Origin of the sequence: Enterocloster sp. 210928-DFI.2.20, assembly GCF_020554465.1 — a bacterium.
Taxonomy (GTDB): Bacteria; Bacillota; Clostridia; order Lachnospirales; family Lachnospiraceae; genus Enterocloster; species Enterocloster bolteae.
Map to the genome: position 1 here is coordinate 51147 of NZ_JAJCHK010000011.1, position 17004 is coordinate 68150.

Annotated in this window: 17 protein-coding genes and 1 riboswitch; all 17 genes read right to left on the reverse strand. The window is 51.8% G+C overall.

Annotated features, from left to right (window positions below; genetic code table 11):
- Nucleotides 1–105 precede the first annotated feature (105 nt).
- Nucleotides 106–3462, reverse strand: coding sequence for an EAL domain-containing protein (locus LI015_RS11955; protein ID WP_118019142.1), 3357 nt, complete (start codon nt 3460–3462; stop codon nt 106–108).
- A 145-nt stretch (nt 3463–3607) separates the two neighbouring features.
- A complete protein-coding gene (locus tag LI015_RS11960; protein ID WP_117626326.1) occupies nt 3608–4354 on the reverse strand; it encodes an ABC transporter ATP-binding protein in 747 nt (248 codons plus the stop codon).
- Nucleotides 4355–4389: 35 nt separating this feature from the next.
- The gene (locus LI015_RS11965; protein ID WP_227125130.1) at nt 4390–5415 is read right to left on the reverse strand and encodes an ABC transporter substrate-binding protein; all 1026 of its coding nucleotides are present in this window, start codon (nt 5413–5415) and stop codon (nt 4390–4392) included.
- A gap of 46 nt (nt 5416–5461) precedes the next feature.
- Complete coding sequence (locus tag LI015_RS11970; RefSeq protein WP_119205016.1) at nt 5462–6235, reverse strand: ABC transporter permease; 774 nt, start codon at nt 6233–6235, stop codon at nt 5462–5464.
- Nucleotides 6204–6500 carry a thiamine-binding protein gene (locus tag LI015_RS11975; protein WP_002569495.1) on the reverse strand — a complete coding sequence of 99 codons (297 nt, stop codon included), beginning with the start codon at nt 6498–6500 and terminating at the stop codon, nt 6204–6206. The genes LI015_RS11970 and LI015_RS11975 overlap by 32 nt, the downstream gene beginning before the upstream one ends.
- Before the next feature lie 80 nt (nt 6501–6580).
- A riboswitch (TPP riboswitch) is annotated at nt 6581–6690 on the reverse strand.
- A 66-nt stretch (nt 6691–6756) separates the two neighbouring features.
- Complete coding sequence (locus tag LI015_RS11980; protein ID WP_227125138.1) at nt 6757–7572, reverse strand: TIGR02452 family protein; 816 nt, start codon at nt 7570–7572, stop codon at nt 6757–6759.
- Between the two features lie 3 nt (nt 7573–7575).
- Nucleotides 7576–8511, reverse strand: coding sequence for an NUDIX hydrolase (locus LI015_RS11985; RefSeq protein ID WP_002571243.1), 936 nt, complete (start codon nt 8509–8511; stop codon nt 7576–7578).
- Between the two features lies 1 nt (nt 8512).
- The gene (locus LI015_RS11990) at nt 8513–9079 is read right to left on the reverse strand and encodes an NADAR family protein (RefSeq protein WP_002571244.1); all 567 of its coding nucleotides are present in this window, start codon (nt 9077–9079) and stop codon (nt 8513–8515) included.
- Nucleotides 9080–9587: 508 nt separating this feature from the next.
- Nucleotides 9588–10004 (reverse strand): pyridoxamine 5'-phosphate oxidase family protein, encoded by a 417-nt coding sequence (locus LI015_RS11995; RefSeq protein WP_002569499.1) that lies wholly within the window; start codon nt 10002–10004, stop codon nt 9588–9590.
- 163 nt (nt 10005–10167) lie between these two features.
- Nucleotides 10168–10527, reverse strand: a complete 360-nt coding sequence (locus LI015_RS12000) for a winged helix-turn-helix transcriptional regulator (protein ID WP_002569500.1) — start codon at nt 10525–10527, stop codon at nt 10168–10170.
- A complete protein-coding gene (locus LI015_RS12005; RefSeq protein WP_002571246.1) occupies nt 10524–11657 on the reverse strand; it encodes a radical SAM/SPASM domain-containing protein in 1134 nt (377 codons plus the stop codon). Before LI015_RS12005 ends, LI015_RS12000 begins: the two co-directional genes overlap by 4 nt.
- On the reverse strand, nt 11657–12583 hold the full coding sequence (locus tag LI015_RS12010; RefSeq protein ID WP_227125140.1) for a hypothetical protein: 927 nt from the start codon (nt 12581–12583) through the stop codon (nt 11657–11659). The genes LI015_RS12005 and LI015_RS12010 overlap by 1 nt, the downstream gene beginning before the upstream one ends.
- On the reverse strand, nt 12580–13218 hold the full coding sequence (locus LI015_RS12015) for a hypothetical protein (protein WP_227125142.1): 639 nt from the start codon (nt 13216–13218) through the stop codon (nt 12580–12582). Before LI015_RS12015 ends, LI015_RS12010 begins: the two co-directional genes overlap by 4 nt.
- Before the next feature lie 262 nt (nt 13219–13480).
- The gene (locus tag LI015_RS12020; RefSeq protein WP_002569504.1) at nt 13481–14077 is read right to left on the reverse strand and encodes a DNA-3-methyladenine glycosylase I; all 597 of its coding nucleotides are present in this window, start codon (nt 14075–14077) and stop codon (nt 13481–13483) included.
- Between the two features lie 68 nt (nt 14078–14145).
- Entirely contained in the window at nt 14146–15159 is a 1014-nt protein-coding gene (locus tag LI015_RS12025) for an SDR family oxidoreductase (protein WP_227125144.1), read from the reverse strand.
- Between the two features lie 50 nt (nt 15160–15209).
- Nucleotides 15210–16274 carry a 16S rRNA (cytosine(1402)-N(4))-methyltransferase RsmH gene (rsmH, locus tag LI015_RS12030; RefSeq protein WP_002569506.1) on the reverse strand — a complete coding sequence of 355 codons (1065 nt, stop codon included), beginning with the start codon at nt 16272–16274 and terminating at the stop codon, nt 15210–15212.
- A gap of 4 nt (nt 16275–16278) precedes the next feature.
- Nucleotides 16279–16905, reverse strand: a complete 627-nt coding sequence (locus LI015_RS28730; RefSeq protein WP_002569507.1) for a sugar O-acetyltransferase — start codon at nt 16903–16905, stop codon at nt 16279–16281.
- Nucleotides 16906–17004 lie beyond the last annotated feature (99 nt).

Below are 17004 nucleotides of genomic sequence, written 5' to 3' on the forward strand. Positions count from 1 at the left end.
CATGAATACAACATTGGTAAAAAAATTCATTACCAGCCATGTTCTTTTGGGGAGAGTATGGAAAAGACGGACTATCGGCATACAGCTGATGGTCCGTCTTTTGCGTCACGGCAGTTTGATTGATTTGGTTGAATCCATGATTCTCTGAAGCTCGGAAAGATCGGTGACCACTCCCTGAAGGTATTCCCTGTCTTCGTAAATCAGGTAGTTGGTCTGGTCCATAATCCAGATGTAGCCCCGTGAGCTTTGCATGCGGTAAACCATGATGCCGCAGCTTACCTGGCAGGCCAGGCAGTCTACCTCTCCGGTGACTCTCCGGCGGTCCTCCGGATGTATCATGTTGATAAATTTGTTGTCAAACAGATCCTTTATCTGCTGCCGGCTGTAACCAAATATCTCAAGGAAACGGCTGCTGATATAAGTGAAGTCAAAGTCCTTTGTCCTGGCGCAGCGGTGGTATCCGCCGGGCATGTCGTTGTTGAGAATGTTTAACTCTGCATTTTCCCTGGCCAGAGCGCTGTTGCGCTCCCTTAACAGGCGCTGGGCTTCCATGCTCTCGGAGATGTCCGTGCATGCGCTGATGATGGCCAGGCGGCCGTCCTCCGCCTCGATGACACGGCCCTTGTCCAGGGTCCAGAACCAGGTGCCGTCCTTCTTGGGCATGCGGTAGGTGGTGGTGTATTCCAGGCCGGTGTAATATCGCGGGCCTATGTCTGCCGCCACCCGCTGCCGGTCATCAGGATGGATGGTATTGACCACCTTTCCCCGGATTGCCTCTGACAGCTCCTCAAAGGTTTCATAGCCCAGCAGCTTTACCATCTCATGATTGGCAAAATACAGCGGAAATCCTTCCTCGCAGTAGCCTCCTATCATGCCTCCGGGCGTCATCTGGGCAAAGATGGCGGCTGCGGCCCTGCGGTTCTCTTCGGTCAGCGTCATGAAGGACTCGTCCTTTTCTGATATATGTACCGCGGATGACAGGGCGCGCTGGGAGGCCTCCAGCTGCTGCTCCCTTTGCTTTTGCTGGGATATGTCGCTTATGGCCCCGTAGTAAAGCCAGTGGCCGTCCTGCTCCCTGAGGAAGAATACCCTCAGATGCATCCACATGGAGGTGCCGTCCCCCCGCCTGCTGCGCAGTTCCCCCTCCGCCCCCTTTATAGGATTCTGCCTGGCCCGGCTGAATATTTCCATCACCTGGTCCCGGTCATCTTCAAATACGGTGCCCAGAATGGTTTTGCGCACCTCCTCCAGGTCCATGCCTGTGGTCCGGGTGACGGAACAGTACTGCTCATTGACCCGAAGCAGCTCCAGCCTTCCATCGTATAGGTCGTAAAATGCAACAGCGCCCAATATGTTGTTCATCATGGCATCGCTCACCATGTCCCCGTTCATCAGCTCCTGAAGGCGGATTCGCTCAATCTGTCGCGCCTTGATTCCCCTGAAGTCAATGTTGGCCTCATCTGACAGGATCTGCTCAAAAACCTCAATGGGCATGGGATGGTAGAAATAATATCCCTGTCCATAGGTGCAGCCCATATCCTGAAGCAGCTCCATCTGCTCTTTGCTCTCAACCCCCTCTGCAATCATACGGATGCCCACAATATTGGCCATGCGGGTGATTGCCTCCAGGATTCCCATGCCCTTACCCACGCTTTCGTGGTCCATGTCCAGAAATTTCATATCAATTTTCAGGACATCTACATTCACATCTTTAAGCATGTTAAGGGAGGAGTAACCGCTGCCAAAATCATCCATCAGCACGGTAAAGCCCGCGGACCGCAGTTCCTCCACCACGGCTGTTATAACCTTGTACTCCTCCACATAGGCGCTCTCCGTAATTTCGATCTCTATAAGCCTTGGATCCAGGCAGTAACGGCTGATGAGTTCCTGGAATACACGGGTCACGTTCAGGGTATATATGTCTATCCTGGATACGTTGACCGATATGGGGACCGGTTTGCGGCCGCTGTCTATCCATTTCTTTACATTTCTACAGACTTCCTCCCAGACATACAGATCCAGCTTTGTCACCAGACCATTATTCTCCAAAAGCGGGATGAACACCCCCGGAGCTATGAGGCCCCGCTCCGGGTGATTCCAGCGCACCAGAGATTCAAGCCCCACAATCTTTCCTGTCCTCATGTTGCACTTGGGCTGGGCATAGAAGGTAATCTCGCCGTTTTCCAGGGCCCGCTGTATCTCAGAGAGAAGCCTGTGGTCCTCCTCCAGCTTCTGCTTCATGCGGCTGTCATACCGGCTGACCCTCTGGGCGTAATTGCCCTTCACAGACGACAGGGCTATAACAGCCAGGTCGTACATATTGCTGACAGCAAGGCCCCCGCCGTCAATACCATAGATGCCAAAGGCCGGAAGGAATCCGGCTGTACCGCCTTGCTCCTTCATATACCTGGTTATCTCCTCCTGCAGCCTGCGCAGGACAGCAGGCGAATCAGGTAGAAGTATAACGAAATCGTCTCCGCCCATATATCCGGCAAGGCCGCCCTCCTCCGACTGCGTCTTGTTCAGAAGTTCTCCTATCATGGCCAGAAGGCGGTCCCCCGCCTCCTGTCCGTACCAGTCATTAAAAAGCTTGAAATGCTCAATATCAATAGCCATAAGGCAGTAATCTTCAGGATTTTTCACATGTTTAAGAAAGGCAGCCGACTGCCTGAAAAACACCGGCCTCCTGCAAAGTCCGGTAATGGGATCTAAGCCCTCCTCTGTCAACTGATTTCCCAGGGCCAAGGATTCTTCCCTGCGTTTCTGTTCGTCGATGTCCTGGATAAAGCACATGACGATGTCCTCGTCCTCAGCGCCGCTTAAAATAGGCACCACAATCTGCGCCACCCAGCACCAGGTTCCATCCACCTTCCGTTTGCGGAACTCACCTTTAAGGATACGGCTTGCGTGCTGGTCCGACAGGCACGATGCAATGCGCCCCGGCTCCCAGAATTCCAAAAAACGCCGGGCGTCCTCCGGGTGAATCATATGTTCCGATACCTCCTGCACCATGGAGCTTAAGGTTCCCTCCGGCGCAGGAATCACATACTTTCCTTCCTGATGGTACAGTATCTTATAATAGTCCCTGGTAAAATTCAACTCAAACAATTCGTCATAGGCAGAAATACTGGTAAGATTGTAAAAGAGATTCTTGTTGCCCTCATTGATTTCCCGCACCAGAATCACCCGGCAGGGCCCCAGGCCCGGCCAGTCCATGTTCCCGGAACTCACCTCCACCCACTGCTGGATCGCTTTATTATAAAACATGACAGCCCCGTCCGAATCCCGATTCAGCGGACAGCCCTGGCAGGGCCGGTCCTCTCCGCACAGCTTCTCATAACAGACGTCACCGCAGCGCACATCCTTAAACCGCCGCTTCAGGGCATCGTTGAAATGCACCAGCCTGTAATCCCTGTCTATGATATAGATGCTTGTCTTCTCACTGCTTCCTTTCGTACTCATGCAAGTACCTCTTTTCCGCACGCAGCTTTTCATTGAAATATATTAATTATAATCTTCTTTACCTGTCCCCGTCAACCTTATCGTAAAATGCCGGATTAAAAATACCGCAATAAAATAAGGAACCATTATCATGGCTCCTCATTTTTCAGGCGGTGGTTTCAAGATGTCTCAGTATATGCCTCTTATATTCCAGAAATTCTTCCGTAAGGCCGAAATCCCTGTCCCTGGGCTTTGTCTCTTTTATGATAAGTTCCTCCGTTATCCTTCCGGGCCTGCCTGTCAGCAGGTAAATCCGGTCGGACAGCAATATGGCCTCGTCAATGTCGTGGGTAATAAACAGGGTGGACAGATGGATTTCGTCCATCACCTTCAGATACCAGTTATGGACGGATTTTTTGGTCAGCATATCCAGTGCGGAAAATGGCTCATCCAACAGGGCCACGCTGCCGGAAAACAGATACGTCCGAAGCAGAGCCGCCCTCTGGCGCATGCCCCCGGACAGCTGGGCCGGATACTTTTTCTGGGTGCCCTCCAGGCCGAACTGCCGGAAATAGGGAAAGGCAGCCTCCCGTGCCTCCCTCTTCTTCATTCCTTTTACAATCAGAGGAAGGGCCACATTGTCCTCTATGGTCCGGTAGGGAAGGAGCAGGTCCTTCTGCAGCATATAGCTCACCCGCCCGGGGCATCCGGTTACGTCCTCTCCGTCCAGAAGGACATGCCCTGTGTCCGGCCTTGACAGACCAGCAATAATGTTAAAAAGGGTGGTCTTTCCGCCTCCGCTGATTCCCAGCAGAGACACCAGCTCCCCCTTATTCAGGGTGATGGATATATCCGCCAGCACCGGCTCCCCGTCAAAGGATTTTGAGATTCCCTCTACCTTTAGTTGCTCCATGTTCTCCTCCTGGCACAGCACTGCCGTCCCCGGCCTTACGGAAGGTATTCATTGGAACATCCTGTTCCCGCCTCAATGGGCGTTTCCGTAAGCCCTTTTTCATTCAGCCATGCGTAATATGCATCCCAGCGCTCCTGGTCAATATATCCCCATTGGGGCGCATCCGCCTGGTACTTGTCCGCCAGGTATTCCTGGCTGGCTTTTACCAGCTCCGGGTCCAGCTCCGGAGCTGCCTTGCACAGAATCTCCCCTGCCTCACGGGGATGTTCTATCGCAAACTCGTATCCCCTGCTGACAGCGTCCAGAAACGCCCTGGCTGTCTCCGGCTCCTCTGCGAGGAATGTATTGTTGGCTATGATAACCGGCGTATAAAAATCAAATACAGGATCCAAGTCCGCAAACGCAAAGTAGTCAGTTTCCAGACCTTCCAGCTCTGTCTTGACTCCTGCCCATGCATAAAAAATCCATATGGCATCCACGGATTTTGTCTTCAGCGCCGTCACCTCGTCCGTCACGGTGCTGGGAATGAGTTCCACCTTATCAAAATCCCCTCCGTCTGCTTCCATCACATCCTTAATGGTCGCCTTTTCCACAGGAAGGTCCCAGGTGGCATACTTTTTCCCCTCCAGTCCCTTTGGGCGGTCCATACCCTCGCCCCTTCTGGATATAATACCTGATGTATTGTGCTGTATGACGCCTGCCACAGCTGTCACCGGAAGGGGATTATCCCCTGAAAACGCCGGCGCCAGGCTGTCCTGGAAGGACATCGCAAACTGAGCCTTTCCGGAGGCAGCCAGCACCTCTGCCCCGTTTTCCGGCGGCTGCACAATCTCCACCTCCAGGCCGGCATCCTTAAAATAGCCCTTTTCCCGGGCAACATAGATGCCTGTGTGGTTGGTGTTAGGCGTCCAGTCCAGGACAAATGTCAGCTTTCTTACATCCTGTTTCGCCGCCTGGACAGGGGCGGTATTCTCTCCTGAATCCGGAGCCTTGCCGCACCCGGTGAGAAGTACGCCCAGGCACAGGGAGGCCAGCAGCATACTTGCGCACTTATTTTTCATTTTCAATCTCTCCTCTTAATGAAACGCTGGATATCTGTTCCATGTTCTATTTCTGTTTTTGACTGGTTTCCCATGGCATACATTTTTTCTGAAGCAGTTCCACGGCCCACATCAGAATTAAACTGATGGCCGATATCAGGAAAATCACCGCGAACATCTTGTCAAAGGAAAATGCCTTCTTAACCCTTGTCATGTATACGCCCAGTCCGCCAAATCCGCCCAGCCACTCAGAAATCACGGCTCCCACCACTGCATAGGAGGCTGATATCTTGAGACTGGAAAAGAACTGGCCCATGGCACCCGGCAGCTTGATATAGCAAAATATCTGGAACCGGCCCGCTCCCATGGCCTTTAGCAGGTTCACAGCATCCGGGTCCGCTGCCCTGAATCCGGTGAGCAGCCCCACCGTTATGGGGAAAAAAGTGGTAATCACAATGAGTATGACCTTGGGAGTCATTTCATAGCCAAACCACAGTACCAGAAGAGGCGCAATGGCCACAGCCGGCACTGTCTGGGTCAGTACAATGATGGGATAAAATGCCTTGTATGCCTTGTCAAACCGGTCCATCAGCACGGCCGCCCCAAAGCCCGTGGCAATTCCCAAAACAAGTCCCATCCCTGCCTCGGTCAGTGTAATCCTGGCATTCTCCATAAGGGCCGGGAATTCCTTTATAAACGCCTCTGCTACCTGGACCGGTGAAGGCAGCATAAATCCCTCCACCAGACCAAGGGATACAGAAAGCTGCCACAGGATAAGGATAGAGAAGATGGCTGAAACAGACCACAGTTTACTGGTGATGCTTGGTGACTTTCTTTTCAATGGTAAGCACATCTCCTTCGGGGTGGTAAGAAACCTTAATGTATGCAGCCACTGAGGGCGCCCCTGCCCTGACTGCAATATGCTGGCACTCTTTTACAATATCCATCAGCTGGTCATAATCCCCTTCAATGGTTGTCTCAAAGGGACCTACATAATAGTTTAACCCCGTACTCTTGATGTAGTCGATGACCTGGTCCACGATACGGATTAATTCTTCGTCATTTGCTGCCTTGGGAAGTGACTGGATTGCTACGCTTGCGTTCATATTATTTCTCCTTTTCTCTTCAAATCATACGGAATAAAAAATCCCGTCCGGATAGTCCGGGCGGGATAAAACTTACAAAAATTCACATCTTCTGCAGGCTTCCTACGCTGGCATTATCCAGATCAGGTATCAGGGTTCAGAACATATTCCATCTCAGCCGGATTCCACTCCAGCACCCCTTTTCATTGTTGGGACAAGTATACTACGGCTCATTTTAAAAGTCAATAGGTACTGCTGCAGCTGTCATGCACACATTTCAGATATCCCGGAATGCCCTGTAACACGCCTGGGTGGCGGAGCGGTCCAAAACCGCGTATACAATGATGTCAAAGTCACCGGGAAAATACTGCTCCAAAAGCTCCTTCCACCAGCCCGCCACCTTAACCGGATCATTGCGGAATACGCCGCATCCGTAGGCGCCCAGTATCAGGTTTCGGCAGCCCCGGGAGGCAAAGATGGCAAGGGCCAGCTTCATGCGGCGCTTCATGGACTGCTCTGCTAAAGCCCTGTCTTCCCCCTTCAGGATCACCTGCCCCATATTGACAGCCGGAAGGGTGAGCACAGACGCTTCCACAGGTTCCTTAAGCAGGCCAAACCTTCCGTCCCGGAAAAACACCACATCCGGCGAAAATATGGCGTGATCTGTATAAATCATGGTACTGCATGCCCGGTTCATCCTATAATACGTTTCGTGGGCCGTAAGTGTTTTATAGAGGCAGCTGCTGGCAGCCAGGCTTTCCTCCTGGGCCATGGCTCCGTTTATAAATCCGCCGCCCGGATTCTTGGCGCTGGCAAAATTAAGGACAGCGCATCTGCACTGATTCTCTCCTGCCAGCTTAAGAATGGCATCCACTGTGGAACAATTCCATGTACAGCACTTATATTTTGCTGTCTTTTTAGTAACCGTCTCATATTGCTCCAGCAGCCGCTCCCCCTGTTCCGGCGTAAAAAGCACGCTTTTCTTCACTGACTCCTGCTGGCGGGCTCTGATTTCCACCACAGTTCCCTCTGTCTCATACCAGCCCTTTTCCATAATGTCCAATGTCTGTCTTGCAATTGCTTTTCTGTCCATATCTTAAAATTCCTCCCATTTCCTCCTGTAAAGGCGCGAGGGGCGGTGGCCTTCCCGTTCCGTAAAGGAATCGGTTTCCTCCACCAGAGAAGCTATCTTGCGGCGGAACGCAGGCTTCAGAAGGCATTTGTCCAGAATCACTTCATATACCTGCTGCAGCTGTGTCAGGGTAAATTCCTGCGGCATCAGATGCAGGGCCAATCCCGTGTATTCCACCTTTCCGCGAAGCCTTTCCAGGGCGCAGGATATGATTCTGGCGTGGTCAAATGCCAGCCCCCGGTTATCCGTTATCTTATATTCCACGGTCTCTGCCTGTCTGTTTTTCCTGGTTATCTTCTCAATTCCGGAACAAAGTACCGTATCATCCGTCCATAATTTAAGTTCATAGTGCTGTATATGTTCCACTGACTCCACCTGCCCGGTATCCTGGCTGCGCCTGTAATCCCGGTGTTCATCGGTCAGCCTGTAGGAAATGCGGAACCATCTGGCATTGTCGGCGTCATCACCGGCCTGTATCGTAAGCCGGCTGCAGTCCACCAATGCCATATAGGAACAGCTCATGACCCAGGTTCTGGGATCCCTTCCCGGTTCACTGAACGTGTACAGCTGTTCCATATACCCATAATCCAGTCCGGTTTCTTCTCTCAGCTCTCTTCTGGCTGCCTGCTCCGTTGTCTCCTCCGGCCTCACAAAACCGCCCGGCAGGGCCCAGCATCCCAGATAGGGATGACCTCCCCTCTGAATCAGGAGAATGCTTAGGTTCTTTTCCGGAAGCTTCCTGTAATTGGATTCCTCCTGGTCCGTCACCGTGAAAATGGCCATATCCGCCGCCACTGACGGGCGGGCATAATGACCGGGATTGTAGCTTTTCAGAAACTCTTCTTCTGTCAGACCGTTCCTGTCCCGCAGACAGGGAGTGTTTTCTTTCTTTTCTCCCATATCAGTCCATCCCCTCCTCTTTTTCAAGCAGCAAATCCCTGGCCTCTGTCAGGGCAAACCCCAGCAGGTTGCTGCCCTTCCATTTCAGCGGACACTCTGCGTCCGGGTTGTTCTTTCCCATACCGATTCCCCAGATACGGTCCCTTGGACTGGCCTCCACCAGAATCCGTTTCCTGGTGGATTTTAAAAACTCCCACAGCTCCGGATTCTGGGAAAATTTTGCCATATTCCCTTTGCGCACCAGTTCATAGCAGGCGGCATCCCAGGTTTCCTTGTCAAAATTCTTCACTGCCCTCCCATAGGCTTTCATGGCTTTTGGCTCCCTGGCCTCCATAATGTTCCCCAGCATGTCCCTGTCACCGAACATTCTAGCCTTCTCCGCCATCATAAACTGCTCTGCGCAGGAATAAACTGTGCCGTCTGCCGTGAAGCTGCATTTCCACCACTGGCTCAGACATGCTTCCGTGATAAGCCCGTCTGCCGATGGGGTGTGTCCCCAGAAAAATAAAAATTTAAAATGCTGGCCTGCAATGTATGCTTTTTTAAGTGCTTCCCATGTATATACCATTGTGTTTTACCTCCCTGTGAAAACTGTGAAATCCGTGTAATCCGCCATTGTGCTGCATTGCCGTAAATCCCTGGGGCTGACATTGTCTGTTGTCCTCAGGCAGTTATTACCGGATAGATATTATTTTACAGTTATTATCTTTTAATTATTATCTTTTTGATAATATCATAATAACCAGATATTCCAGTTTTGTCAAGAAGAACATTACCCGGAAATCACCTGTGAATCACCTGCAAACATTTCCTGGGAATCATCTGCAAGCATTACGCGAAAATCACATGGTAATCCCATATCGGATAAAATACCGGATAAAATAGGGGATAAAAGCAGCCTTTGCATATTGGCATATCTGCATTCACCGGCCGGCCCGCTGCGTCTGGCTCCGGTCCTTTTGATCAAAAAAGGGCCTCTGCCCTGCAAAAGCTGACAGAGACCAGGCCTTTCTTAAGTCACGGACACCGCCCCAGAGATGACGGATGACGTATCGGCGGCACAACGTATTTTCTGCCTACACCTCAAAATCCTCTGAGTGAAAATTGCTGTAAAACCTTCCTGAGACAGCCGTAAAACGCATCACACAGTAATCCGGGTCCGTGACTCCTCCCGGATAATACATGGTATCTCCTTCACGCCATATCATTTCCTTGCTTTCGCTGTCCTCCAGTATCTCCATGGTTCCCTTTAACATGGCCCCCCGGAAGAAGCGCCTGTCGCAGAAATAGATACAGGCCTTCGGATTCTCACGGTACTGCGCTGTATGTCTGGATGAGGTATTGGTGGTAAAATAGAACACCTTTATCCCCTCCCGTTTCCGCGGCGCCAGCATGGCCTTGACAACGGGAAATCCCTCCTCATCCGCCGCTCCTATAAAGGCCACGGTCTGTTTATCCGCCAGATTCCCTATGGTTGTTTCTGCATCCCTCATGAAAATGCCTCCTCTCATATTCCCTTCATATTTCTTCCTGTTACCTCTGGAAATGCGCATACTGCCGGTCCCCATTCCCTCAGCCACACTCTAACATGAAAGATGCTCTCTGTAAATTACACACTTTTTTGTAACCATGGGGTAAGGCGTGTCTGATACCCCCTTAATCCAGCAATCCCTTTTTGCGCAGGAATTCTTCTTTTCCGTCCTCCATCATCATCTCGATTCCGATTCCCTGCATGATAACCACTGCTTCCAGCATCTTAGTCCCCCTGCTGGTCAGCGCGTATTCCACCTTTAAAGGATATCCCTCATAGGATGTCTTTGACACCATTCCGTAATCACAGAGCTCCCTTAACTGTTCTATGAGCATTTTCTGGCTGATTCCCTTTATCTCCCGTTTTAAACCGGCCAGGGAATGGGGCCCCTGGCCTAACTGCCACAGGATGATGGGTTTCCATTTTCCCTTGGTAATGTCATGGGTCAGTTCCAAAGGACATGTGTACTCTGTCCTCGTCTTCATTTTTCTTTTCCTCCTTTTCCCGTCTTGTCCTCCACCAGGGAAATCAAGGGAAACATATCGTTATAATGTTTCTGGATGAACATTCCGTTTCTCTGCCTGTACAGCCGGGCAGCCAGCTTATCCGCAATGGGAAGGATTAACCGCTCATGGGTGCACAGCATAGGCGCCACCTGTCGGACGCTTCCTGTCACCTGATAATTCAGGCACCCGCAGGTGCAATTGCAGCGCTGTTTTACCGCGCAGCCGCTACATTCAGGTTTATCTCCCCGGCTCTGCGCATACAGACGCTGCCTTTTGGCCTGGTCTATGCCCTCATCCACAGTGCCGATGGCATAGCCTCTGTGGCCCGCAAACTGCGTACAGGGATAGAGAACGCCGTCCGGAGCCACGGAAATCTGCTTTAAGCCCAGCTCGCAGCGCTCATGGCAGTAGGCATCCCCCTTAATCCAGCTGGCTATCTTGACCTCAAAAGGGCTGAAATAGAATTTTTCCTCCCTGCAGGTCATTTCATAGTAAAATTCCGCAAGTTCGCTGTACTGGGATTTCAGCTGGCTGACGGATCCCTTGTCCCATGCCCCTGCATAGTTCAGGCTGCATATAAAATACCGGAAACCTTTATTCCACAATTCCTTTATCCCTCTGGCATACTCGCCAACTGTCTCCGGGCATACCGTCATCATAACCGGCGCGTAAGGGTGGGCGGCCAGCAGTTCTTCGGTCACGGACTCCAGTTCGTCATAGCTGCCCCTTCCGTCCTTATGCCTTCGGAAAAAGTCATGGGCCCTTTTCGTTCCATCATGGGACAGCGCGATTAATATGCGGTTTTTTCTGGAATAGTCCAGAAATTCACGGTCTAAAAGCGTTCCGTTTGTAGTTATCTTAAAATGGAATCTGGTATTCAGGGCGTTTTCCATGTCCCGGCAGGCAGCTGTTGCGCGGTAAATCACATCCCTGCACAGCAGGGGCTCCCCGCCGAAGAATACGATGCCGCAGGAGGACTGCCCTTTCCCGGCTGCCAGAAGAGCCGCCTTTTTGGCAGTCTCCGCCGTCATATAGTCCTTCTGGTGACACTCATAACAGTATCCGCAGGCCAGGTTGCAGGCATTGGTCAGGTGAAGCGTCACATGCATCAGATTACCCCCTGTCCTTTCAGCCAATCCAGAAAATCGCGCACCTGGGCGCGCAGCTCCTCCTCTGATTTTGCCCTTGCCATGGCCTCCTGTTCCAGCTTGGCTCCTTCCCAGTCAAAGGTCATCCCCTGTTCCTCTGCCTTTGCCATGGCGTCATACGCGCCTTCCATATCCACATCATTACACGGGTCATAAAAGATTCCCAGAGCTATGTCAGGTCCATAGGAAACCAGTTCCTCCCTCAGCTGTTCTGCGGTGCCCTTTGTATCATAGAGTGTAAAGGTGGCCGCGGCTTCCTCATTCTCCTTTCTCCATTCATACACATCATCTTGGGAGATGAATTCAAATGCTATCTTATTATCTGCGTCCGCTCCGTCCAGACATAAATCACCGTCCCTGAGGGACTGCTTTTTCTCTGTTTTGCCGCTGAACAGACGGCTCTCCGGCAGTTTTACATCCTCAAGCACAGGCGGGGTGTTCCGGGAAAATGTAATCCCTTTGTAGCTTTCCGCCTCGGATTTTATAATTTCCCAGGCCTCCTCCTCTGACAGGAAAAATGGCGCGGTCACCGCTATACAGCCATAGGCGCCTGTCCCCTCCCCGTGGATGAATACAGGAGCCACCAACCCCTTATGAGCTTCTCCGTCCTCTGTTTTGCCCCGGTAGTCCTGACCTGCACCTCCTGCCCCTGTATCTTCCGGCTCCCCAACTCCCGGTTCCGTATTCCCAGGTTTCACACCTCCCGGCTCCGTATCTCCCCGGGCTGCGCATGCGCACAATGCCAGGGACATTCCCAGAGCCGTCAGCACCACACCGTTCCCAGACCATCTGTGCGGCACTTTTTTTAGCAGTTCGGGACGGGATTTCATGTCAGCCCCGGTGGGATATCCGGGTTTCTTATAGTAAACAACAGGTGTTACTTTCATTCTGCCAAAATCTCCTTTCCTCCCCACTCCACCACGGTGAAGCCCCTGCGCTCAAAGGGGGCTAGCTCCGGTTCCTCCGCCTGGACAGGCTGCTCCAGCGGCATGTATACCATGAATACCCTCAGTATGCTGTCCGGCTTTGGCGATATAAAAAGCCCGGCCGTCTCCTCATAGGCTTCCTTCTGGAATGTAATCAGGTTATAAGGATTGCCCTCCATCCTGGGCAGCCAGTATTCGATGAATGCTTCATACTCCTTTTCCTTCAGCCCCAAATGCTCCAGCTTCTCCCTGAGAAACGCCTCTGTCCCGCTTCCCAAAACCACAAACCCTTTCGTCATGTCATACGCTGTGCGGTCTTCTCCTTCCCAGAACAAATAGGGATATTCCTTCCCGTCGTTATGATCCACCAGTCTTCCATCCGGCCAGGCCGTCACCTTCCATCCATCCCCGTAGGCCGGAATCGTGTCCGTAAGCCTCCCATCATAGTCCAGCCTGACACTGACCTCCTGGGCCTGTTCCGGGTACAGGTAAATCACCGGTTTCTCAGCCAGCGTCAGGTCGGGCCTGTTGTCCGCACAGTAAGACAACGCCGCCACACATACTATGACCGCTGCCACACGCCATCTCATTTTCATAATAGTCTCCTCCTTGCATCAGGTGCTTCCGGTTCCCCAACCGCCCTGATATCTCTGATGATTCTATGGTAGCACACATGGGGCCTTTGTTCTTTTAGTAATTCTTAATTTCAGTTAAAGCTTTTCTGTCGTATGGAGAAAGCAGAGGAATTCCGGGCGGAGACCGCAGAAAACAGCCCATACGGATAAAAGGGATTCCCAGCCCTGGACAGCCTGGAACCCCTTTCATCTCCATGTTGCAGACAAATATTATAGATACATCCTACTTCTTATCCCGCTTCTTCACAGTGGGGTAATGCTCTATCAAATCATGATACCGGAAACATCCTTCCACATGGTCATTAATCACCCCGCAGGCCTGGAGATGGGAGTAAACCGTGACCGGACCCAGGTACTTGAAACCGCGTTTCCTCAAATCCTGGCTGAGCTGCTGGGACAGGGCGTTCTGGGCCGGGATTTTTCCCTTTTGATGGCCTGCGTAGAGAATGGTCTTTCCCCCGGAAAAGCCCCATATGTACGAGCTGAATGAGCCGTATTCCTGCCTGACCTTCTGGAAACACCTGGCATTATGGATAACAGCCTCTACCTTTCTGCGGGATTTAATCATTCCTTCACAGGACAGAATCCGTTCAATATCCTCCTCTTCATATGACGCAATCTTGTCGTAATCAAACCCGTCAAAGCACTGTCTGAAGATTTCCCGTTTCTGTATCATCATATTCCAGTTCAGCCCGCACTGCATAACTTCCATCATGAGAAACTCAAACTGCCTGTGGTCATCATGAAGAGGGACGCCCCATTCTTCATCGTGGTATTTCTTCATCTTTTCATTGCACAGACACCATGTACATCCATCCATATGCCCCGGACCTCCTGCCGTATATCCGCTTTCACTGCTGATGCATCCAACCGTTTCCCAACCAATCCCTATTTTCCAAATGCCTCATCCGCAGCCTTCCATGCCCCGGCAATCCGGTCGCACCACGCATCAAACTGCGGATCCGGTGTCTGGCTCTCCGGATGGTCCATCATATAGCGGACCGAGCTTCTAATCCCCTCTGCCATGGATACGGTGCATACAAAATCAGGCACAGCCCTCTTGATTTTTGTGTTGTCAAACAGGACTGTACACGCCTTATCCCCCAGAAGCTGGCCTGCAAAATCATATTCCTTTCCGTGCTCTGCCAGAAAATCAGATGCCACATGAAGGGCGTTAAGAGGTCTGTCCAATGCCTCTGCCAGCGTTTCATAAATCTGGTTCCATGTCATGGACTCATCGCTGGTAATATGGTAGGCATTGCCTATGGCATGGGGATTGCCCATCAGGCCCACATACCCCCTGGCAAAATCAGCGGAATGGGTCAGTGTCCACAGGGAGGTGCCGTCCCCCGGTATGATAACCGGCTTTCCCTCCAGTATCCGCTTTAATATCTGCCAGTTTCCCTTATGGCCATGTATGGCTACCGGCGGCTTTTTACCATCATATGTATGGCTGGGGCGCACAATCGTTACCGGGAATCCATTCTTGCGGTATGCTGCCGTAAGCACCTCCTCCGCATCAATCTTTTTACGTGAATATTCCCAGTAAGGGTTGATTAAAGGCGTGCTCTCCGTTATGGGACAGCCTGCCGCTGGTTTCTGGTACGCGGACGCGCTGCTGATAAAGATATACTGCCTTGTCTTTTCCTGGAAGAGCCGTATGTCGCGTTGCACGTCCTCCGCCCCATATGCAATGAACTGGGCCACCACATCATATGTCCTGCCCGCCATTATACGGGCCACTGCTGCCTCGTCGTGAATGTCCGCAACCATGGACTCCATCCCCTCCGGCACAGGTTTGGAACCCCTGTTGAGAAGGGTAACCTCCCATCCTTTCTCCATGGCCAGCGCTGCCACCGCTGTGCTGATGGTTCCTGTTCCCCCTATAAATAAAGCTTTCATTATGATACCTCCCTGCCTCTGACTAACTGTTACTGCCTAACTGTTTCTGCCTAACTGTTACTGTCTTCTGCTTTTATGGCCCACCGCATTTTCGTGGAATGGGCACGGCTGTTCATCCTGCACTCCTCTGCCGAAGGACGTATCACATCCCCGGCAACCTGGCTGTAAAGGCCTGCCCTGTACATTTCCTTAAATGATTTCTTCACAATCCTGTCCTCGCCGGAGTGAAAGGTCAGGATGGCTGCCCTTCCTCCCGGCTTTAATACGCCGGGAAGCTTGTCCAGAAATTCATACAACACCTCGAATTCGCTGTTCACATCAATGCGCAGGGCCTGAAATGTCCTCTGGCAGGACTTCTTCACTGCCTCCTTCCGTTCCTCCTCCGGAATGAACGCCAGCGCCCTGTCTACCATCTCATATAGCCTGGTGGTGGTGGCAACCTCCCTTCCCCGCTTGATTTCACCCATAACCGTACGGGCAATCTCCTCTGCGTAGGGTTCGTCGGAATTCTCCATGAGCATGCCTGTTAATTCCTCCTGGGTAAGACCCTTCAGCCGCTCTGATGCAGGCTCTCCCTTAAGAGGGTCCAGACGCAGGTCCAGGGGGCCTTCTTTCTTAAAAGAAAAGCCTCTGGACGGATTATCAATCTGCATGGATGACACGCCTAAATCTGCCAGCACAAAATCCAGCGGTCCGAATTCTCCGGCTATCTGGTCTATATTGGCAAAGTTCAGTTTCCGGATGGTGAGTATCTCCGGCCCATAGCCCATATGTTCAAGCCGCTGCCTGGTCTTTTCCATCTCGATGGAGTCCACATCCAGGGCATAGATATGGCCCTTTGACTCCAGGCGCTCCAGCATCCTGCTGGTATGGCCCCCGTATCCCAGGGTGGCGTCCAGGCCAGTCTGGCCCGGCTGTATCTGAAGGAACTCCAGTATCTCATTTACCATGATAGGGATATGCATACCCACAGGGGTGCTTCCCTTCTGGATGACCTTTGCCACGGTTTCCGGGTACTTTTCCGGCTGGAGCTCCTTATATTTTTCCTCGTAACGTTTGGGATGCGTTCCCTTGTAGCGCACACGGCGCTGATGCTTCTGGCCTTCCTGTTCCATGTCTTTACTCTCCTCTGTCCCTTCGATATTCTCTTTCAAGCTCCTCCCAGTACCTGGTATCCTCCTCTGTAACAGGCCGGAGGACACGGCAGGGGTTCCCGGCCGCAATGACGCCGGATGGAATGTCCTTCGTAACCACGGAACCTGAACCAATGACCACATTGTCCCCAATGGTGACTCCGGGATTGATGACGGTATTTCCTCCCACCCACACATCATTCCCAATCACTACCTTCTTTCCGTATTCCAGCTGTCTGCGGCGTACTCCGGCGTCGATGGGATGCCCTGCGGTATAGATACAAACCCTGGGGGCGAGGAATACATTATCTCCGATGGTCACATCACATACATCCAGAATGATACAGTCAAAATTGGCATAGAAATTTTCACCCACAGAAATATGGCAGCCGTAGTCGCAGTGAAAAGGCGGCTCCACCCATAGATTTTCCCCTGTCCTGCCAAACAGTTCCTTAAAAAGCTGCACCCTGTACTCCGCCTGTTCTTCCGTGGTCCCATTAATCAGACGGACCAGCCGCCTGGACCTGGCACAGTCTGCTGCAAGCGCCTCATCCATTGGTATATAAAGTTTTTCCGACAACATCCGTTCTTTTTCAGTCATAATCTTCTGCATTCCCTCCTCTCCCGCTTATCCCTACCATTATACCAAGCATACCGGCAGGGATGCAATACGTGATGGAAGGAAATCTGGTTCCTGAAATCTGGTTCTTTC